Source organism: Sphingobacterium sp. InxBP1 (assembly GCF_026191775.1).
GTDB lineage: Bacteria > Bacteroidota > Bacteroidia > Sphingobacteriales > Sphingobacteriaceae > Sphingobacterium > Sphingobacterium thalpophilum.
Genome location: NZ_JAINDX010000049.1, coordinates 298686 through 319208, shown reverse-complemented (window position 1 = coordinate 319208; position 20523 = coordinate 298686). Strand labels below are relative to the sequence as shown.

Below are 20523 nucleotides of genomic sequence, written 5' to 3'. Positions count from 1 at the left end.
CTAGGCCCCTATTCTCTAGCAGCGCTGCCAGGTCCAACATTAGTTCAACGTCTGAAAGCTATACCTCCCGGGTAAAAGCTGGTATTGCAGAAGACCGCACATATTGGCGAGTCTACTAACGGTTTTATATTTACCCGCGTCAATCCGTTCTTCTGGACGAAGCTGTAATACTGCGGTACTATTAGGAGGTACGATCACTTCCAAGGTCATTTGTTTACCGACTCTTTTCCAATTCACGGCTATCCTTCCTACAGGAGAGTCATAGGTTGTTTTCGCATACTGGATATCCGTCGCTCCCCGAAATGGTGGCCGGATAATAAAACGCTTATATCCGACTTCATTCGGATGTCTTTTAATCCCGCCCAGACCATCTATAAACCAGGCTCCGGGAAACAAATAAGAACTATGCAACAGTGAATGCCCCGGCAGGTCTTTCTCCCACATCTCCCATATCGTAGTCGCACCATTGTCTTTCATATATCCCCAGCTTGGATAAGTTCTCTTTGAGGTCATCGCATAAATGAGATCATCTCTACCCTCGTCCCGCAATAACTTAAATAACAGCGCACCTCCGGTAATGCCGGCATGAATATGGCCTTTCCGGACTTCCATAATCTCTTTTTCCAGACGTTGAAAGACTTTTTTTCGCAATTCGGCAGGCGGCACGTCGGCCAATAATGCTGCGGCAAGATAGGCCATGGAGCCATTCACGTAACTATGATCCGTCTCGTTATAAAACATTTTATGGACCGCCTTCGCTGCCACCCCAGCTTTCTGCTCCCAAAATGCGGCCTCTTCCTGACGGCCGATAAGCTGTGCAATCTTCGCAGCCGTTCGCAGATTAAAAATGTAATATGCATTATTCAGGCATAAGGTTTCGGGAGAATCGTTGTTCATCCCTTCTGCTGTAGCGTTGGGCCATAGCCAATCTCCAAGAAAGTCCCATTGTCCGCCAAATCGACGCAGCAGATTATCCTCCACATGGGTATCTAAAAATGATAGCCATCCCCTCATGAGCTCAAAATTCTTTTCCAGCACCTGCCTATCGCCATAATGCTGATACATAAACCAAGGTAATGTAATCACGATACCTCCCCAGGCTGGTCCTCCTCCGCCCCATACAGTTGGTGCGGTATGCGGGATCACGCCATTATTTAAGATCCTACCGCTCGTCATCTGTTTTCTAGCATAATTGGTATCCAACATATCACCCACCATGGGTTCGGTGCCCTGTACATCGCGCCAATCTTCCATCCATTTGGTATAAAATGCGCCCATATGATAATTGAACATCCCTGTTTCACTCGTAGCGAGCGCGTCTCCACCATACCCCATGCGCTCCCGCTGTGGGCAATCGACAATAAATCCGCCCAATGAGAGGTTTTCAAATGTCCACTTGATACGGTCGTACATCCAGTTCTGCAAGGTATCCGAACTCTGAAAGCTTGAAGCGTCTTTAATATCAGTTCGCAGCATCCATCCGCGCACGTCATCCATTGTCAACGCTTTTTTCAATCCGCGAATGGTAATCCATCGACCAGAGCTATAATTGAACCGATTGACGAATATGCCTTTTCCGGTATGGTTGGGTATGTAGGCACTGTGGATCCCAAAAGTCATCTCATCCTGTTTTCTTTCTGAAAACTGGAACGTAATTGTATCTCCCGGTGTTCCATTTACACGTATACGGGTCCAGCCAGCAAAATTCACGCCCATGTCCACACGGTACGTGCTATCATTCCGTTTTTCAATATAAACAGGACGAATTTCATCAAAAATCCGGTTAGGCTCTACCATCTGGGCAGAAAGAATGAGCTTTGTCGGATAGACGACTACGGCCTTCCACTGGCGTTCATCACAGTCTGCTTTGTTCCATGTTGCATCTTCTAATCTGGCATCCCAGAGTTCCCCTCCCATACGCCTAAAGTCCCATTTGCCCAACAATTTATTGGGGCTTGATTTCGTCCTCCAGGTTTCATCTGTATAGATCTTTGCGACCGGCTGACTATTTGGCGTAGGGTTGCTTTCATCATAGATGGAGACCTGCGCTTTTACGATCGGCGTAAGTGGCCGGTCATCATGCAAAATATAACCGGGAAAGATGGACCAAGAGGTTCCTAGCCAGATTGCAATCACATTCTTCCCTTTTACTAGTTTGGGAGCAATATCATACATGATATACCGCGCCCGTTTAGTATGATCGGATACTGCTGGGGCCAACACATGATCGCCGATACGCTCACCATTTACATAAATCTCGTGATAGCCGACCGAAGCGACCATCAGCGATGCCTTTCCCGGCTTGCAATCTAATTCAAATGATTTACGGAACCACGGATCAGCGATATTGTTTGTCACAGCATGCCGGTCATAAAGTTCCTCTCCACCAATCCACTTTGCAGACCATTCTTCTTGCGTAAATAACCCAGTACTCCATGATTTTGCAGGGCTCCAGCTTGATTCATTTCCTCTTTCATCTTTGACCTGTACTTTCCAATAATAAGTACGATCTGACACCAGTGCTCTGCCTTTATAATCTATCAATTGCATTTGATCCGAATTGACCCACTTGCTGTCCCACACATCCCCAATATTCTTACCGATCAAATCCTTATCCGAAGCTACGATGATATGGTATGCCGTCTGCATCTGTCCAAAAGCAACGCTGTCCACGGGCCGCAATATCCAGCTTAGACGGGGTTGCAAAACGTCTATGCCCTGTGGGTTTTCCAGATATTCGCACCGTAACCGAGTGGGTATAACAGAACTCATTTTTGTCTGTCCAAAAGACGTAATTACCAATGCCAGCAGCAGTGATATCATAAAGATGTGCCTGGGTATTCTCTTCATATTCTTCTGTATCGAGGTTTATACTACTTGTAAATGTAAAGTAATAGAGTCAACTTTGCAATTGGTCAAACAGCTCAATAATCCCATCCACCCCAAGAATCGCCTCTTGTAAATGAGAAGCTGTCATCCATTTACACTTAAAATGTTGTATATTTATTCTTGCCGGATGATATCAAAACGGTCTTGAATATAAAAATGGTTCGACGATGAGCCCTTCGATTCAGTTGAACTGCCCAATAATTTTATGCTGCCAGAATGAGCGCCAAACCTTATCTGTATTTTATCAAAAATGTGATCTGGATCAACTTTGGGTTATCCTGCTTTTTTGCTTTACTGGCCACAGATCTTGTATCCGATTCGAGGCATCCTCTCCTGACTGCATTCTCCTTTTGCTTTACCACATGTGGTTATGCGTTGACAATAATGATATTTCATTTTTTTTCGAAACGAACAAGGTACTTATATTTTAATCTGGGAGTATCCTTACTTCGATTATATCTATTCGGGTTCATTTTTAATCTGTTAATAATTTTTGCTCTCAACCTGGCCGCCCATATTGTATGAATAACAAAGAACTATATGTAGATTCCGTTCAGTTCAGTTATGATAATAGTAGACAGCATATTACCGGCGCTTACCTAAAATGTTTCACGGGTGATATTGTTGCCTTATTTGGGCGAAATGGAAGTGGTAAATCGACACTTTTGAAAATAATATTTGGCTCTTTGAAAGCTAAAAACAGTTATATCCTCCTGAATGGGAAAAAAGTTGGGAAAACGTATCTGACCAAGAAGGTCGGTTACTTACCACAGGATTCATTCCTACCCACTCAGGAAAGGGTGTCGAAACTAGTTGACCTTTTAATCGGGGACACTCACCATAAAAGTCTGCTCTGGAACGACGCGCGGATTAAGGCGCTACAAGATAAAAAAGTACATCAATTATCTGGGGGAGAACGCCGCTACCTTGAAATTTGGCTATTAATGTGCCAACCTACGGATTTTGTCTTGTTGGACGAACCTTTTACCGGGATTGAGCCTATTTATATCACGATGATCATAGATCTCATACGACGCTTCAGCGATAAAAAGGGATTCATCATCACTGATCATAATTACCATGATCTTTTACACATTGCTTCGCAGGTCGTGTTACTACAGAATGGAAGCTGCCAGCGGATCGAAAACAAAAGGGATCTAGAATTTTTAGATGGAACTTTTGATGAATGATGCTAAAATCGGGGAATCATATTCCTTAGGATACGCAATTGCTAATGGTTAAAATGATGATTGAGCTCGACTATGATGGTGAAGCTAAATGAGCAATAGACGAAAATGGTTAGAGCAGCTTTAAAGATCAAGAAAAAAGAGGCTGGTCCTATTGGACAACCTCTTTTCAGTGTTTTTGAAAAAATGTCTTTAATAGCAAAGTACAATGTTGTAATACAATTGTGCATGTTCGTATGCTGCTTGGTAAGAGCCGCCCGAAACCCAAATATTCCAAGTACCACATGCACCATAAATTTGGAAACATCGCTGCCGGCTTGTCTCTGAGCTACCAAAGCTGGAAGGGACCGGAATTTCCTGGATTCTCACAGTTTCACCACCTGATCGGTTTGTTAAGGAAGCTACGGACTGCTTAACCACTTGAACTCCGGTAACGGTAACAAGCCCTCCATCCCAGCTTTTTTCATATTCCTGAGAATTATTTTTCATCTGTCCATTTGAGGAAAGCGCTATGGTGCCTAATCCAAAGCATAAAGCTGCAACAAATAACCTTTTCATGTTCTGTTTCATGGTTTAAAATTTTAATGTAAATAATTAACAATCTTTGTTTGTCCCATAAAAGTGAACATTAGATTCGATTAATTTTTTGTAAGTAGATATCCGCTACCAGAGATTCAAGATCCGTTCGATTTAAGAAAATATCTGACATTAACTGGTTAAACAAAATTCAAACAAAGACCAAAGACACGTATCGCTTTCAGCTAAAGCAACAAAATAAAGGTCCGTCGCCATCACACAGAACTTTTTTACTTCGATTATTTCGACAGCGGATGAGACCTTCAAGGTTAACTGTCACCGTTGCTGATTCTGAAAGATGAACACCTTGCTGATGAGCATACAAATATAGTTTTGGAGGTTGACTATATCGCTTTGAAACTGGCTAACCTCATGCTCTCTTATTGGGATGGAAGTTTATATCCGCCTTGATTCAAAGCTACGGCTAGGGATGTGTTGGTACGCAAAATTGAGCATTGTTTATTTGGCTACACGCAACAGCGGTTGCGTACTGCAACGGAATGAACCGCCAAAACTACGGCTAATGCTAAAATCAATATATTCAACCTTTATCCCATGTTTTTCAATTTGAGCGCCAATATGTTTAAAAGCAGGATCTGTAATATATACTTCTGTTGAAATCGGCAATCCGTTTGTGGCCAGGCGACTCGCTTCTTTTAAGGTGACGTGAATGGCATCCCAGTTTCTTAATATTTCAGGTATTCCATCCATGAAAGGCTCATCGCATATCACCATTAGATTCGGTCTCACCAAACTTAGCGCACAATCCAAATGAAGAATGTCAGGGTGCAAACGGACGCGCTGAACGGTATATCCCAAAGGAGCGAGCAGTTTAGCCAACCATTGAAATCCACGGTCATTGGAAGCTAAACCTGAACTACCTACCAAAACGTGTTTGTCGAGCACAAGCACATCTCCGCCTTCAATAAACGGACCTTTGCCAAGGGTTGGATCATCAGGAGCACAAAGCTGTGAAAAAGGGGCTTTGCATCCTCGGTCGCCGATTCATTTAAAAAACGGACGTATTCTGGTCTCACCGCCATTGGATAACCATATTCGGATGCTGCTAAAACAACTCTTTTTAATGGCCCAAACTCATTCTCAACGAAAATTCTATTTTTTGTCATCATCATTCGATTTTTCCCATCAACGATTATCTGTTTGAAATACTGAGAATTTCAAAAAGTAAACGCTTCAATCTAATCAACCGGAACGGAAAACTTCCCTTCAGAAATAGTGACTACCGAACTTCCTACTACGGTACCGGAAAATGTGCCGCTCACGTGACCCGCCGCAAATTTATCGATCTTAACCGTAAAGTGATCACCAAGGCTGGCAGAACCCGTGGAAGCAACGTAATTGTCCTGATCCATTGTTCCGTCCGCCTTTTTCTTGATGACTCCATAGGTGACAACCATGGTCGGGGTTTTCTCCAGCTCATAAGTCATCGGTTCGATCGCCTTCTCACTAATGATAGCCAATTGAATATGCGTATTTTCATTGCTCTCGTTGATATCTGCTGTATTACCGACAACGCTAATGGAATTCGCATTGTTCTGATGACTGCTGTTCAATTTAAACTGCACTAACTTACCGTCAATTTTCGCCTGAACATAGTTTTCACCGGTAGGGCTAGTATCATCGTTATCCTTACTGCAAGAATATAGGACTGTAGCCATTAGCGTTATTATAAAGCCTTTCATTACTTTTTGCATAACAAATCATTTTGGTATAGAACCGTAGATATCAAAATACATACCTAAAATTGAATAGTTGAGATTCGAACCGTTATATTGTCCGAAAAAATCCTATTTTTAATCTGTATTTTCTAGATGACAAGAAGACAAACAATAATAATCTAAATCTATAAAACTAAATGTTAAACATGATCAGGCCTAAGAATCAGAGAAATTGGATGTTGATTTTATTGATCTTTATCAGTATTCAATCCAGCTGTTTTGCCCGCGCAGCAACCACTTATTTCCAATTGAAAGTTTATCACTTCCAGACCATAGAACAGGAACAGGTGATCGACCGTTTTCTGCAAAAAGCCTACCTGCCGGCGATGCACAAATTGGGATTTAAAGAGATTGCTGTTTTCAAACCGATTGATAATAACGACAAAGCAGATAAGTTGGTTTATGTATTGAGTGCATCAGCTACTCTTGAAAAATATGCAAGCTTAGATGTCGATATCTTAAAAGACAAACAGTATTTGGAGTCGGGAAAGGAATACTTAGATGCTGCACATAACCAGCCACCTTATTCAAGAATTGAAACGATCTTAATGAAAGCTTTTGAGGGGATGCCATTTCTCGCTCTTCCAAAACTAAGCGCGGTTAAAAGCGAACGTGTTTACGAATTGAGAAGCTACGAGGCTCCAACGGAAAAGTTATCGGCAAATAAAATTTCCATGTTTAATAATGGTGAGATTGATATCTTCAACAAACTAGATTTTAATGCTGTGTTTTATGGTCAGGTCATTGCTGGAAGCACGATGCCTAATTTAATTTATCTGACGACTTTCGAAAACATGACAGCACGCGATGCACACTGGAAAGCTTTTGGACCGTTATATAAACCTATGGCAGATATGCCACAGTACCAAAACAATGTTTCTAAAAACGTGACAATTCTTTGTAGACCAACAGCTTATTCGGATATATAAGTTAAACAAGAGGCTGCCCTCGAAAAATTGGGCAGCCCGGCAATATTCGTATGTTTGACCACATTTTGCCCAGTTATTGCGGACATAATTGGCCCTCATATGCGCAAGTATGCACTTTGCACGATAGTAATGGGGAAGCTCAAGTCAGTCACAAGATGTGACTTAGATATTCATTTACTGATTGCTTACTTTAATCGCATGTCCGATGTGTTTGGAGATTCCATCAATAATGGTATCCCAATCTTGGGTATGCAACTCATGCCCAGTACCTTCGAGTGGGATAAGCGTCGAATTGCTAATTTTATCCAGTAGTATCCTCGTGCTGTTAAAATGCCAGACTAGATCGTCTGTACCGTGAATGACTAAAGTCGGCTGTTGTATTTCATCTAATCTGTTGTAATAATCTTCTCCGCCGCCTAAAGTTGCATGATTAAACATACTGATGTAGTTTTTCGCACGTGCATATTCTGATCGGATCAGGTTTTCTGCCCTGGTCTTGTCGAAGGGTTTCCTACCGGACATCAGCTTTGCCGCCTCGAGCATGTACTGAACGACATTTTCTTCTTGACTCCAGTTTACATCTGCGGCTTTTGCATGAAAATCTAATATCCGCGTATCCATCTCCGGAATATCTATATCCACAACGCCCCAAGGCCCTGTCGCTATCAATGTGAGGGATTCTACCCTGTGAGGATGGCGTAGCGCTGCAATTTGTGCGATTAGACCGCCTAAAGATATACCAACAAAGTGTGCATTATCGAAGTTATATCCGTCCAGAATCTTAATAGCGTCCTCTTCGAAGTCAACGATATTATAAGGGGCTGATCCAGGTTCGTAGTTCGTCGAAGTACCTACATCTCTATTATCGTAACGAATAACATAAAACCCTTTATCGGCCAATCTTCTGCAGAAGTCTTCATCCCAATACAGCATAGATACCGTCGCTCCGGCCAATAGCAGAATTACTGGGTTTTTAGGGTTTCCGAAACTTTCCGTGCAGATTTCAATCTCTCCGTGGATAATCATTTTATCTTTCATAATCAATGAATTAATATTAAATACAAGTATGCAGACACACATCCGATCCTATTATCTAGAATCCAAAATTACGGTCATGTAGGCGGACATAATTGTACAAATTCGACGTTTTTAATACCTTCGATTGTCAGCATGGTTTTTGGAGCAGTGGTTGTAGAAATTGGAAATAAATCGTTAACTTATTATATTTAATCATAAAATCGGTACAGGAGTAGTATACCCCTATATCGATTGTGCTAAGTATGCATTATAAAAGGATATACCCATCTATAGATATCAAGAACCTTGTTTGTTTCTTTTGGGAATTCGAAGGGTTGTATTCCGAGAGAGAACCTTATGAGCATGTCTTGACGGCCTCGATCAACCCAAAGCTCGCATTCCTGTATAGCGGGATGATGCAAACGCAGCAAAATGATACGCGATCACCTCTGTTTAAAAGCGGGTTTCAGTGTCAGACACAAGTTCACTTACAAATTTCGGCGACTAGCAAAGTGGGGATATTTGGTATATATTTCCAACCTTTCGCCATTCCTCTTTTGTTTGGTACCCCTGCACATGTCTTAACCAATTTGAATATTGAAATATCCGATTTGTTGGGTAATGAAGGTTCTGCACTGGAGGAGAGAATAATGACTTGCAACAATACGGACGAACGAGTGCGTACCGTGACCTCCTTCTTGGCAAAAAAAATAAAAGATGATATAAGGTTCAATAAAGACATTATAGCCACGGTCGACTTCATAACTCACCACAAGGGCAATGTAGATATGCGTGAATTAGTGAGCAAAAATTTTCTATCTCAACGGCAATTTGAACGGAAGTTCAAGTCATTGATTGGCTTCAGTCCCAAATTGTTCAGTAAAATCGTTCGGTTTGAAGCGTGCTTATCCCATGCTGTGTCCATAAATCAACCTCTTGGCAGGCTTGCATTGGATTCTGGCTACTACGATCAGTCGCACATGATCCGGGACTTTAAAGAGTTTTCGGGCAAACACCCCCGAAGCTACCTTTCAGAAATTGATTCTTTCCTTTTTGAGTAGGGAGAACTGACGCCCCATTGAACCTGCTCTTTAGCCATCAGCCAGGCCAATAGTGTAAATTTTATAGAGGAGGCGAACATCGAAGTCTATCATTTTGATAAAGAGGCTATCAAAATGATAGACTTCTTTGTATTCATAAGGTCGTCCGAAAAACATCAAATTACTCACAATCAATTTGTTAAACAAAAATATTTACACATGGCATTTCGTTTGGCATATCGAAAATCAAACATACAAATGAAGATGAAAAATGTAAAGTGGAAACAAAGAAAAGAACCTCCTTCATTCCCAACATGGCTTAAATCATACCACTTATTGCTCGCCGCAGTGGTGGTGATGTTGATTTTCGGAGCGTTAATGAAATACTTAAGTCGATAACTCATATAAAGAATCATGATAACATTGATTTTACTCGTAGCAGGACTTGCCTGCTTTGGACTCTTCTATAAATCCATTGATTTTTTTGAAAAAATCTAGAACACAACATGAAAACTAAAATCGCAAATACCATTCGGGAGTGGGCTCCAGAAGCCGCAGGTCTTGTATCTGACAATCTGGATGACACCATGGCTGACTACCAGCTATTACACCAATTAGCAGAAATATGTATGGTTAAGATCCATTCAGGGCTGGACAATGAGCTGGAACGAGTGCAGGAAATAGTAAAAGTGGTTAATCTGCTTTATCAATATGGTAATCAATACACCCGCAATGCGATAGAAAATGAATTTTTGACCGCATTGGCTGCTGAAGAAAGTCCCGGAAGCCTGAAAAAGCATCTGGAACTATTTCCGATAGAATTGAGAAAAGGATATATAAAAACTATTCTTGAAAATTAAAATAGCCTCCTCTCCTATCTGTAGTAGCTATTTTGAAGTTGTGTTGCACTGCAGGGAAATCAGGTATATACCAACTTCAAATCAAGCATTGTTTAAACAAAACTAGGTTTATGATCGCACTATTCATAATAGCCGTCGGTGTATTTGCTTACATCTGTTACGTGTTGCTAAGACCAGAAAAATTTTAAGTCGTTTCGGCAGAGGTGAGCAATGTCAAGAAAAATGTCCTTGACATTTCCGGATTGTCTGGAATCGATCACACTGTTTGAAAGCATAATCAAAATAATATTAACGCATAAAAAATGAATACAGAAATTTTAGGAATCATCGTCATGTTCACCTTTTCGGTATTGCTGGCCATACCTCTGGGCAAGTATATTGCCAAGGTATATGGCGGTGACAAAACGCTTCTCGACCCTCTTTTCAATCCGGTCGAACGTCTTTTTTACAAAATCAGTGGTATTAACACGCAAACAGAAATGAACTGGAAGCAGCAGATGGTGGCAATGCTCACCATCAATCTGGTATGGTTCCTTTTGGGAATGCTGATATTGATGACACAGGGAAGCTTACCGCTAAACCCCGATGGAAACCCCAGTATGCCTGCTGATCTGGCTTTTAATACAGTCATATCGTTTGTGGTCAACTGTAATTTACAACACTATTCGGGAGAGACCGGATTAAGCTACATCGGGCAATACTGGTTGATGTTCCTGCAGTTTGTAAGTGCAGGAACAGGAATGGCGGCAGCCGCAGTCCTGTTCCGCGCCTTCAGGGATAAAAGCACAACAGCACTGGGCAATTTTTACAACTATTTTGTAAAATCCTGTACCCGTATCTTATTGCCTCTTTCATTTGTCGTAGCTATAGTTTTGCTCTTCGAAGGAACACCGATGACTTTTGAGGGTAAGGATCGTATTACCACCTTGCAGGGCGATGTACAGGAAATTTCCAGAGGTCCTGCTGCAGCGTTCATACCCATTAAACATGTTGGAACAAATGGCGGTGGATTCTATGGCGTTAATTCCGCACATCCCTTTGAAAACCCTTCCTACTTGACCAATATGGTGGAAATGGTGGCACAGTTCATTGTTCCACTAGCGATGGTTTTTGCCTTTGGATATTTTATCCGCCGGCGAAAACTTTCCTGGATGATATTCAGTGTGATGACTGTCGGTTTTTTGATGCTTACCATCCCCAACATCCATATGGAGATGAAGGGTAATCCGGCAATCGCTCAAATGGGTATTGATACTTCGCTGGGAGCCATGGAAGGCAAGGAAATCCGGTTAGGTGCAGCAGCATCAGGTTTTTGGAGTATCGTAACGACGGTCATTTCTACGGGCTCCGTCAATTCGATGCACGACAGCTCAATGCCTTTGTCAGGGATGAACGAGCTGCTCGCCATGATGATCAATGCTTTTTATGGCGGTGCTGGTGTGGGTATACTCAACTTTTTCGTATTCGTCATTTTAGCTGTATTTATCAGTGGATTGATGGTTGGACGTACGCCCGAATTTTTGGGCAAAAAGGTGGAAGCGCGGGAAATGAAGATAGCGATGGTTATCGCCTTATTGCATCCATTCTTGATACTCGTAGGCACGGCATTGTCAGTGGCGTTGCCCCAACACACCCTCGAAACACTCAATAATCCAGGCTTTCACGGGCTGAGTGAAATGCTTTATGAAAATACGTCTTCGGCGGCCAATAACGGCAGCGGATTTGAGGGTCTGGGCGATAACACGATGTGGTGGAACATCAGCACCGGATTTATCTTGATACTTGGGCGCTTCCTGCCGATTATCGGACCAATAGCCATCGCCGGACTGTTAGCGCAAAAAAGATACATTCCGGAGGGTGACGGAACATTAAAAACAGACACTGCAACATTTGGACTGATGGTCTTCGCCGTAATTGCCATCGTAGCTGCGCTTGCTTTTTTCCCTGTATTGACGCTCGGTCCCATAGCAGAGTATTTTTTCACTGTATTAATTGTTTAAAGAAATTTAGAAATGAGTAAAAATAATAAATCATTGTTTCAGAAAGAACTGGTTCGGGAGGCCCTAATACAGTCATTCGTGAAGCTGAACCCAAAAATAATGTTCCGTAATCCTGTCATGTTTACCGTTTGGATTGGAACGCTCGTCATGTTGACGGTAAGCCTGTGGACCTTGTCCGGTGCAGAAGGTCAGGGAAGTTTTATATACAATTTTGTGGTGTTTGTCGTGCTTTTTAAAACCCTGCTGTTTGCCAACTTTGCTGAAGCCATTGCCGAAGCCAGAGGAAAAGCACAGGCAGACAGTTTGCGAAAAACAAGAGAGGAAACACCAGCAAGACTGAAAAATGGCAAGACCATATCCTCTGCTCAGCTACAAAAAGGTGATATTTTCGTCTGTGAAGCAGGAGATATAATTCCTTCCGATGGTGAAATCATCGAGGGATTGGCAACCATTGATGAAAGTGCGATCACCGGTGAGAGCGCTCCTGTTATCAGGGAAGCAGGTGGTGACAAAAGTTCGGTCACAGGTGGTACAAAAGTGCTATCCGACAGAATCATCGTACAGGTTACCACACAGCCTGGCGAGAGTTTCCTTGACAAAATGATTGCATTGGTCGAGGGTGCGAGCCGTCAGAAAACACCCAATGAAATCGCATTGACCATATTATTGGCAGGCTTTACATTAGTGTTCATTATTGTGTGTGTAACCCTCAAACCATTTGCTGATTATGCGAATGTCAGTATTACCATCGCGTCGTTTATCTCCTTATTTGTCTGTCTAATCCCGACGACCATCGGGGGGCTGCTATCGGCTATCGGTATTGCAGGGATGGACAGGGCCCTAAGAGCCAATGTGATTACCAAAAGTGGTAAAGCTGTGGAGACTGCAGGTGATATCGATGTGCTCTTGTTAGATAAAACAGGAACGATTACGATCGGGAACCGTAAAGCAACGCATTTCCATCCGGCCAGTGGTGTGGACGAGAAAAGGTTGATTAAAGCGGTTGTACTAAGTTCGATGGCGGACGAAACTCCAGAAGGAAAATCGATCATTGAGCTGGCAAATATCAACCCTTCGAGCTATCTGGTAAAAGAACCAAAATTTATCAAGTTCACAGCCGAAACCCGTAGTTCAGGGATTGATTATGAAAATTTCCGCATCAGAAAAGGTGCGACAGACGCCATTAAAAATCTCGTTTTGCAGGCAGGAAATACTTTCCCGAGCGAAGTGGAAGAAACTGTTAAAGCAATCTCCCAAAACGGGGGAACGCCCTTGGTGGTATCCGAAAATGAAGTGGCTTTGGGCGTAGTTGAGCTGCAGGATGTCATCAAACCCGGCATTCAGGAGCGTTTCGAGCGTTTGCGCAAAATGGGTATCAAAACCGTAATGGTTACAGGGGACAACCCGCTGACTGCAAAATTTATTGCTGAAAAAGCGGGAGTGGATGACTTCATCGCCGAAGCCAAACCGGAAGACAAGATGAACTATATCAAAAACGAGCAGGCAGAAGGGCGTTTGGTGGCGATGATGGGTGATGGTACAAACGATGCTCCGGCATTGGCCCAGGCAGATGTCGGTGTAGCAATGAACAGCGGCACTCAGGCTGCAAAAGAAGCGGGGAATATGGTGGACCTGGATAACGACCCAACCAAATTGATTGAGGTCGTAGAGATCGGAAAACAGCTTTTAATGACCAGGGGAACGCTCACCACATTCAGTATTGCCAATGATGTAGCTAAGTACTTTGCCATTATCCCTGCCTTGTTCATTGCGGCTATACCGGCATTGCAGGGGCTGAATATTATGCGTTTACATTCACCGGAAAGTGCCATTCTATCTGCAGTCATTTTCAATGCGATTATTATACCCCTATTAATTCCGCTTGCGCTTAAAGGCGTTGCTTACAAGCCCATCGGCGCCAGTGCGCTCTTACGCAGAAACCTGTTTATATATGGCCTGGGCGGCGTGCTTATTCCCTTTGTAGGGATAAAGCTGATCGATATGGTGGTATCCATTTTTTTCTGAGTCACAAAAAGCAATGTTAAAATCAGATCATTAGCATCAACGGCTGATGGTTGCTTCATGTACATTAAAACAAATAAATAAGATGAAAAAACATATTTTGCCCGCTATCAAACTGACTGTCATTATGATACTTTTCTTCACGGTATTGTACCCTTTGGTCGTGTGGGGTATTGCGCAGTTTGCGCCCAATTCCGGAAAAGGAGCAGTCATTGAGGATCAAGGCAGTAAGTACTACAGCAATATTGGGCAGCACTTTTCCGATGATCAATATTTCTGGTCACGACCCTCCGCGGTAAACTACAATGCCGCTGGCTCGGGCGGCAGCAACAAAGGTCCGTCAAATGAAGAATATCTTGCAGAAGTGCAGGCTCGCATAGATACTTTTATGATACACAATCCCGGCATTAAAAAATCCGAAATACCTGTGGACTTAGTCACCGCGAGCGGCAGCGGGCTTGACCCCAATATTTCAGTGCAGGCTGCAAAAGTACAGGTGAAGCGTATTGCCAAAATAAGAAATATAGACGAAAATAAACTGTATCAGCTCGTCGAAAGCCATATAGAAAAACCGCTTTGGGGTGTGTTCGGTCCTGAGAGAATTAATGTACTGAAACTCAATATCGCCCTGGATAGATCAAAATAAATATTTGTCAGGGAATTAAGCGGTACAGAAATAAATAATAGGATCATTGTAGTTTATTCATTCGCACGCGCGTGAATAATTTGGTAGTACCATCGGTAAGAAGAAATTAGATATAGATGAAAAAAGTATGGATATGCTCCACAATTATGTTGGGAGCAGGAAGTGTATTGGCACAAGAAACAGAAAAAAATCCGCTAACAATCAGCGGATATGCTGAGGTTTACTATCAGCGGGATTTTAACGATCCAAAATCAAATAAACGACCCGAATTTGTGTACAGCCACAACCGCAACAACGAGGTGAGCCTGAATGTGGGCCTGATCAAAGCATCTTATGAAAACGAAAAGGTACGGGCTAATCTCGGTTTGGGCATTGGTTCTTATATGAATGCCAATTATGCTGCCGAAGAAGGTGTCTTAAAAAACATTTATGAGGCGAATGTGGGTATTAAGTTATCCAAAAAGCACGATCTGTGGCTGGATGCGGGTGTTATGCCTTCTCACATTGGCTTTGAAAGTGCTATCGGAGCGGACTGTTATACTTTGACACGCAGTATGCTTGCAGACAATTCTCCTTATTTTGAAACTGGTGCAAAACTGTCGTACAGTGCCAAAAACGGCAAATGGGATATGGCGGTGCTGGTCATGAACGGCTGGCAGCGCATCCAGCGGGTTGAAGGAAATAGTACACCGGCCTTTGGGCACCAGTTGACCTACAGACCTTCCGAAAAAATCACGTTAAACAGCAGTTCATTTATCGGCAATGATAAACCGGATGAGGCAAAGCAGATGCGTTATTTCCATAACTTGTATGGACAATTTGCGTTTAACGCACAGTTTGCATTGATAGCCGGATTTGATATCGGAGCTGAACAAAAAAGCAAGGGTGGCAGCGAATACAACATTTGGTACAGCCCTGTCTTGATCGCCCGATATAGTCCGACACATAAACTAAATGTAGCGGCGCGAGCAGAATATTACAACGATAGAAACGGTGTCATTATAGCTTCTGGCACAACAAATGGCTTTCAGACCTTTGGCGCGTCCTTCAATGTAGACTACCAGATTTTACCAAACGTAGTCTGGCGGACTGAAATAAGGGAGCTAAACAGCAAAGACGCCATTTTTTTAAAAAGGAATGGTGATCTGAAAAAGAACAACCTGATGGCGGTTACTTCGCTGGCAGTACGTTTCTGATTATTTCATTTCCTTGCATTCCCCTTAACCGTTTGTCTAAGGGGAATTTGTAAATTTAAAAAACCATTTTTTTGTATGGAGGACGAGAGAAAAAGTGCTGCACATTTTTTGGACTTAATCCAGAAATCCCGCAGGGGAAAATTCAAACTTTATATTGGAATGAGTGCCGGTGTGGGAAAAAGCTATCGGATGTTGCAGGAAGCACACGCTCTTTTACACAATGGCATAGACGTAAAAATAGGCTTTATAGAAACCCATAATCGGAAAGAAACCCATGCCCTGGTCGATGGTCTTCCGATAATTCCAAGAAGAAAGTTGTTTTACAAAGGCAAGGAATTGGAAGAACTTGATGTTCAGGCAGTGATCAACCTACGTCCGGAAGTCGTCATTGTCGATGAATTGGCACATACCAACATTGAGGGGAGTAAAAATGAGAAGCGCTGGCAGGATGTAATGGATATTCTTGATGCGGGGATAAATGTGATCAGTGCAGTAAACATACAGCATATCGAAAGCCTCAATGAAGATGTCAGAGAAATAACGGGGATTGAGGTAAAAGAGCGCGTCCCGGACAGTGTCATCGCCCAGGCAGATGAAGTGGTCAATATTGACCTTACTGCCGAAGAGCTTATCACAAGACTGAAAGAGGGTAAAATATATGAACAAGCAAAGATAAAAACGGCACTAAATAACTTTTTCAAAAGTGAGCATATATTACAGCTTCGTGAGCTCGCTTTAAAGGAAGTAGCCTCACAGGTAGAGCGAAAAGTGGATACGGAAATTACCATGGTCAACCCTGCAAAAAGGGAAAAGTTGCTCGCCTGCATCAGCTCCAACGAGAAAACAGCAAAAATTGTTATCCGGAAGACTGCCAGACTGGCCAATTATTATAACGGTAAGTGGTATGTGTTATATGTGCAGACACCCAAAGAGCGTGCTGATAAGATTGCTTTGGATAAGCAGCGGCATCTGATTAATAACCTTAAACTAGCAACGGAACTGGGAGCCGAAATCATTAAAATAGAGGGCAGAAACATCACAAGGTCAATAATGGAACAATGTGAGCTGCGAAAAATCACGACCGTCTGTATCGGAAAGCCCCACCTTAACTTGTTAAAAGTAGTACTGGCAACAGATACGCTCAACTCTCTTCTGAATAAACTTTCCCAGGAAAATATTGATTTAGTAATATTGTCGTAATGAAAATCAAAACAAAACTAACATTTGGTGTTGGGATGCTCTTCCTTTTAATTTTGGCTCTGGCCGCCGTCAGCGGATGGTACATCTATAGGCTAAAGAAAGACACAAACAACATCCTTGTTGCTAACTACAACACACTACAGTATTCTCGAAATATGTTGATTGCGTTAGAAGATATGGGCAAGGATAAAGCCGCTATGGCTACTTTTAAAGACAATCTGGCCAAACAACAGCAGAATATAACGGAAATGGGAGAAAGGGAAGCAACAGATCTGGTAATCAAACATTTCTCAATGCTCAGTAAAAATCCACAAACGCCTGCTTTGATTTCGGCTATCAGGAGAGATATTACTGAGCTGATGCGATTGAATATGGAAGCCATTGAACATAAAAGCAATATCGCAGATGCGACCGCTCAAAAAGCAATTGTTATCATTTCATTTACTGGCACACTCTGTTTCATGATTGCCTTTGTTTTATTGGTGAATTTACCTTCAAACATCGCTAATCCGATCCGTGAGCTTACTGAAAGTATAAAAGAAGTCGCTGCACAGAATTATAAAAAACGGGTACATTTTGAAAGTCACAGCGAATTTGGTGATCTCGCCAGATCGTTCAACACAATGGCTGAAAAGCTAGAAGAATATTCTGAAAGCCGTTTGGATAAGATCCTGAAAGCGAAAAGACGCATAGAAACACTTATCAATAACATGCACGATCCGGTTATCGGAATTGATGAAACTAACAAAGTATTATTCGCCAATGACGAAGCGTTGAAAATAACCGATATCAATGACAACGATATCATCGGAAAGCAAATCCAGGACATTGCGGTTACCAATGACCTAATACGGGATATTATCAAAGATATATTCAGCCCGGAATCTGAAAATAGAAAACCTGAACCGTTAAAGATTTTTGCGGATGGTAAGGAAAGTTATTTCGAAAAGGAGATATTAGACATCAATATTATTCCAACAGGAGAAACCGAATCGCAATTTATCGGGCGGGTCATAATGCTGCGCAACATCACACCATTCAAGGAAATGGATCTGGCAAAAACCAATTTTATGGGCACAATTTCTCACGAGTTTAAAACGCCGATTTCGTCCATCAAGATGAGTTTGCAATTATTGGAAAACAAACAGATTGGCGATTTGAACATGGAGCAAAGAAGTCTGATCGACGGCATTAAAGAAGACACTGAACGATTGCTAAAAATAACGGGAGAGTTGTTGAATATCACCCAAGTGGAAAGCGGCTCCATCCAAATCAACATACAAACGACCCATATTTCTGAGATCGTCAACTATGCTGTCAACGCGACAAGGTCCTTAGCCGAACAGAAAAATGTGCAGGTCAAAATCAATCAGGACAGTAAGGTAAAGACAGTGATGGCGGACGGCGAAAAGACAGCCTGGGTACTCACCAATTTACTGTCAAACGCCATACGTTATTCCTATGAAAACTCATTTGTCCAGATTAGTGTAACGGAACACAGCGATGATAAAGTTAAATTCTCTGTCATAGACACGGGGCAAGGCATTCAACCTCAGTACTTATCCAGGATATTCGAACGATACTTTCGCATACCCGGCACCAAAAAAGAAGGCACTGGATTGGGGCTGTCCATTAGTAAGGAATTTATAGAGGGACAAGGGGGCAGCATCGGGGTAGTGAGCGAATATGGCGCAGGAAGTACATTCTCTTTTGTATTGAACAAACCTTCTTTTTCAAAACAAAACGCATATATCGCATGAGAAGATGACCAAAGTCCTCTGTTGGCTTGATCATGTTCATCTCAGGTACGGCCTATTCGATAACGGGAAGTTCTACTCGAAGTACTAAAGCACTTGCCCCTAAGAGGGCAGCTTCTTCATACGGCAAGTAGTTCTCCGTCGAACAAGTAACGTCGTTATTGCCATCTTCTACTTTCGAATCCGATAGCCGCCATTTTTCGAAAGCGCGATATAACAAGCTATAACAGAGACGGAAAATAATAGAAAGGTCAGGCCAAGAGGTTCCAACACATCTATCACCCTGAGTCTACCGAGGCCCTCCCTGCGGAAATTAAAATAATTGAGTTTATTAAATATCAAGATAAACATTGGTCCGTAAATACAAGCAGACTGAATAGATATCTTTCGTATAATTCTGTAAGGCTTCCACAAGCTAATAACAACTTTTACCAGGACATAGGTAAACACGCCTATCAATATCAACGACAATATCCCTGTGAGCGTCAACAATTTGATCTCACATATGTGTTCAAGAATTAACGGTTGATGTGCGTGCATTTTATTTCCTACGTAAATCTGAAGGTCTGGAATGCGTGAAGGTATAGAAAGTATTGCTAAAAGATCCTAGCGTATCGTAACCGACGGCAAAAGCGATGTCGGTAATGGACTTATTTGTTTTGAGCAACATTTCTATCGCTTTAACCATGCGCAAAGTCTTCACATACTGCAAAAAAGAAATTTGTAGCCGCGTCTGAAACATTCTGGATATAGACCGTTCACTCATATAAAAACGATCGCCGATATCGTGCAGAGTAATCTGTTCGGCGAGATTTTGTTCGAGATATGCAAGAATAGGTGCCAGTCTCTCATCTGACGTGATGGGCAGTATAATGGGCAGCGCATCACTGCCGAGCTGTGGCAGCAGCTTTTTGATCGACACCAAAAAGTCAAAATAATAATCAGACTTCATCACATGTTGTTCATCCCAGCGTTCGGTATGGTTTATCATCTGAATCAGGAGCTCGGTCGCGGGATAAATACCCAGTTTACTGTAGAAGGCATCTGCCTGATCGTCCTGCGTATAAAAATAGATGGATCGCAACACCGTTCCTGAGTGCCCTATACGTAAGACATGTGGCACTCCGCCCGGGATCCAAAAGTAATGCCTTGCGGGTACAACGTAGGTTTTATCATGTATCGTTATATAGGCAATTCCACCTTCGATAAATCCCAACTGGCCTTTTTTGTGCGTATGTAGGGGAATTAATTTTTCGGATTTTTCATGCATAACGAATGCAGATTCATCGTGTTCGTCTATTGCGGGCAGTAAAGCAATCAGTCCCATATTCCCTGTTATTTAAATACGAAAATACATATAAATAAAAAAGTGTCCGAATATAAGGCATTGGATGAATGCGCAAAAACGTTCTATTTCATATTGGCGAGAATCAATAAAAACATGTCTTTTACAAGCCATTACAAA

17 protein-coding genes and 1 pseudogene are annotated in these 20523 nt (G+C 42.2%); 12 read left to right on the top strand and 6 right to left on the bottom strand.

Going from position 1 to position 20523, the window contains the following annotated elements; translation table 11 throughout:
• Positions 1 to 39: 39 nt before the first annotated feature.
• The gene (locus K7A41_RS21410) at positions 40 to 2850 is read right to left on the bottom strand and encodes a family 78 glycoside hydrolase catalytic domain (RefSeq protein WP_265715452.1); all 2811 of its coding nucleotides are present in this window, start codon (positions 2848 to 2850) and stop codon (positions 40 to 42) included.
• 560 nt (positions 2851 to 3410) lie between these two features.
• Here K7A41_RS21410 and K7A41_RS21405 point away from each other — a divergent pair.
• On the top strand, positions 3411 to 4079 hold the full coding sequence (locus K7A41_RS21405; protein ID WP_265715450.1) for an ATP-binding cassette domain-containing protein: 669 nt from the start codon (positions 3411 to 3413) through the stop codon (positions 4077 to 4079).
• A 189-nt stretch (positions 4080 to 4268) separates the two neighbouring features.
• Here K7A41_RS21405 and K7A41_RS21400 read toward each other — a convergent pair whose 3' ends face one another.
• The 3 genes from K7A41_RS21400 to K7A41_RS21390 form a co-directional block, all read right to left on the bottom strand.
• The gene (locus K7A41_RS21400; protein ID WP_265715449.1) at positions 4269 to 4634 is read right to left on the bottom strand and encodes a hypothetical protein; all 366 of its coding nucleotides are present in this window, start codon (positions 4632 to 4634) and stop codon (positions 4269 to 4271) included.
• A 477-nt stretch (positions 4635 to 5111) separates the two neighbouring features.
• Entirely contained in the window at positions 5112 to 5579 is a 468-nt protein-coding gene (locus tag K7A41_RS21395; RefSeq protein ID WP_265715835.1) for a dimethylarginine dimethylaminohydrolase family protein, read from the bottom strand.
• A gap of 272 nt (positions 5580 to 5851) precedes the next feature.
• Positions 5852 to 6331, bottom strand: a complete 480-nt coding sequence (locus tag K7A41_RS21390) for a hypothetical protein (protein WP_265715447.1) — start codon at positions 6329 to 6331, stop codon at positions 5852 to 5854.
• A 206-nt stretch (positions 6332 to 6537) separates the two neighbouring features.
• Between K7A41_RS21390 and K7A41_RS21385 the strand changes: the two genes are divergently transcribed.
• Positions 6538 to 7320 carry an NIPSNAP family protein gene (locus tag K7A41_RS21385; RefSeq protein WP_265715446.1) on the top strand — a complete coding sequence of 261 codons (783 nt, stop codon included), beginning with the start codon at positions 6538 to 6540 and terminating at the stop codon, positions 7318 to 7320.
• A 174-nt stretch (positions 7321 to 7494) separates the two neighbouring features.
• Here K7A41_RS21385 and estT read toward each other — a convergent pair whose 3' ends face one another.
• Complete coding sequence (estT, locus tag K7A41_RS21380) at positions 7495 to 8358, bottom strand: macrolide hydrolase EstT (protein ID WP_265715444.1); 864 nt, start codon at positions 8356 to 8358, stop codon at positions 7495 to 7497.
• 242 nt (positions 8359 to 8600) lie between these two features.
• Here estT and K7A41_RS23820 point away from each other — a divergent pair.
• From K7A41_RS23820 to K7A41_RS21340, 10 genes and pseudogenes are all read left to right on the top strand, one after another.
• Positions 8601 to 8924, top strand: a pseudogene (locus tag K7A41_RS23820) (DUF6597 domain-containing transcriptional factor); the annotation flags it as partial.
• A 3-nt stretch (positions 8925 to 8927) separates the two neighbouring features.
• Positions 8928 to 9398: a helix-turn-helix domain-containing protein gene (locus tag K7A41_RS21375; RefSeq protein WP_265715443.1), complete on the top strand. Its 471-nt coding sequence runs from the start codon at positions 8928 to 8930 to the stop codon at positions 9396 to 9398.
• 485 nt (positions 9399 to 9883) lie between these two features.
• On the top strand, positions 9884 to 10237 hold the full coding sequence (locus K7A41_RS21370; protein ID WP_265715442.1) for a hypothetical protein: 354 nt from the start codon (positions 9884 to 9886) through the stop codon (positions 10235 to 10237).
• A gap of 110 nt (positions 10238 to 10347) precedes the next feature.
• Positions 10348 to 10425, top strand: a complete 78-nt coding sequence (gene kdpF / locus K7A41_RS23815) for a K(+)-transporting ATPase subunit F (protein ID WP_138097088.1) — start codon at positions 10348 to 10350, stop codon at positions 10423 to 10425.
• A 114-nt stretch (positions 10426 to 10539) separates the two neighbouring features.
• On the top strand, positions 10540 to 12237 hold the full coding sequence (gene kdpA / locus K7A41_RS21365) for a potassium-transporting ATPase subunit KdpA (RefSeq protein ID WP_265715441.1): 1698 nt from the start codon (positions 10540 to 10542) through the stop codon (positions 12235 to 12237).
• Between the two features lie 12 nt (positions 12238 to 12249).
• Positions 12250 to 14262, top strand: coding sequence for a potassium-transporting ATPase subunit KdpB (gene kdpB, locus K7A41_RS21360; protein ID WP_265715439.1), 2013 nt, complete (start codon positions 12250 to 12252; stop codon positions 14260 to 14262).
• 82 nt (positions 14263 to 14344) lie between these two features.
• On the top strand, positions 14345 to 14905 hold the full coding sequence (locus tag K7A41_RS21355) for a K(+)-transporting ATPase subunit C (protein ID WP_265715438.1): 561 nt from the start codon (positions 14345 to 14347) through the stop codon (positions 14903 to 14905).
• 116 nt (positions 14906 to 15021) lie between these two features.
• Positions 15022 to 16101, top strand: a complete 1080-nt coding sequence (locus K7A41_RS21350) for a porin (RefSeq protein WP_265715437.1) — start codon at positions 15022 to 15024, stop codon at positions 16099 to 16101.
• Between the two features lie 75 nt (positions 16102 to 16176).
• Complete coding sequence (locus K7A41_RS21345; protein WP_265715436.1) at positions 16177 to 17301, top strand: sensor protein KdpD; 1125 nt, start codon at positions 16177 to 16179, stop codon at positions 17299 to 17301.
• The gene (locus tag K7A41_RS21340) at positions 17301 to 19061 is read left to right on the top strand and encodes an ATP-binding protein (protein ID WP_265715435.1); all 1761 of its coding nucleotides are present in this window, start codon (positions 17301 to 17303) and stop codon (positions 19059 to 19061) included. The genes K7A41_RS21345 and K7A41_RS21340 overlap by 1 nt, the downstream gene beginning before the upstream one ends.
• A gap of 538 nt (positions 19062 to 19599) precedes the next feature.
• Here K7A41_RS21340 and K7A41_RS21335 read toward each other — a convergent pair.
• The gene (locus K7A41_RS21335; RefSeq protein WP_265715434.1) at positions 19600 to 20385 is read right to left on the bottom strand and encodes an AraC family transcriptional regulator; all 786 of its coding nucleotides are present in this window, start codon (positions 20383 to 20385) and stop codon (positions 19600 to 19602) included.
• Positions 20386 to 20523: the final 138 nt, after the last annotated feature.

Coding starts and splice junctions, on each gene's coding strand:
- K7A41_RS21410 (WP_265715452.1), bottom strand. CDS start 2,850: ATGAAGAGAATACCCAGGCACATCTTTATGATATCACTGCTGCTGGCA.
- K7A41_RS21405 (WP_265715450.1), top strand. CDS start 3,411: ATGAATAACAAAGAACTATATGTAGATTCCGTTCAGTTCAGTTATGAT.
- K7A41_RS21400 (WP_265715449.1), bottom strand. CDS start 4,634: ATGAAAAGGTTATTTGTTGCAGCTTTATGCTTTGGATTAGGCACCATA.
- K7A41_RS21390 (WP_265715447.1), bottom strand. CDS start 6,331: ATGGCTACAGTCCTATATTCTTGCAGTAAGGATAACGATGATACTAGC.
- K7A41_RS21385 (WP_265715446.1), top strand. CDS start 6,538: ATGATCAGGCCTAAGAATCAGAGAAATTGGATGTTGATTTTATTGATC.
- estT (WP_265715444.1), bottom strand. CDS start 8,358: ATGAAAGATAAAATGATTATCCACGGAGAGATTGAAATCTGCACGGAA.
- K7A41_RS21370 (WP_265715442.1), top strand. CDS start 9,884: ATGAAAACTAAAATCGCAAATACCATTCGGGAGTGGGCTCCAGAAGCC.
- kdpF (WP_138097088.1), top strand. CDS start 10,348: ATGATCGCACTATTCATAATAGCCGTCGGTGTATTTGCTTACATCTGT.
- kdpA (WP_265715441.1), top strand. CDS start 10,540: ATGAATACAGAAATTTTAGGAATCATCGTCATGTTCACCTTTTCGGTA.
- kdpB (WP_265715439.1), top strand. CDS start 12,250: ATGAGTAAAAATAATAAATCATTGTTTCAGAAAGAACTGGTTCGGGAG.
- K7A41_RS21355 (WP_265715438.1), top strand. CDS start 14,345: ATGAAAAAACATATTTTGCCCGCTATCAAACTGACTGTCATTATGATA.
- K7A41_RS21350 (WP_265715437.1), top strand. CDS start 15,022: ATGAAAAAAGTATGGATATGCTCCACAATTATGTTGGGAGCAGGAAGT.
- K7A41_RS21345 (WP_265715436.1), top strand. CDS start 16,177: ATGGAGGACGAGAGAAAAAGTGCTGCACATTTTTTGGACTTAATCCAG.
- K7A41_RS21340 (WP_265715435.1), top strand. CDS start 17,301: ATGAAAATCAAAACAAAACTAACATTTGGTGTTGGGATGCTCTTCCTT.
- K7A41_RS21335 (WP_265715434.1), bottom strand. CDS start 20,385: ATGGGACTGATTGCTTTACTGCCCGCAATAGACGAACACGATGAATCT.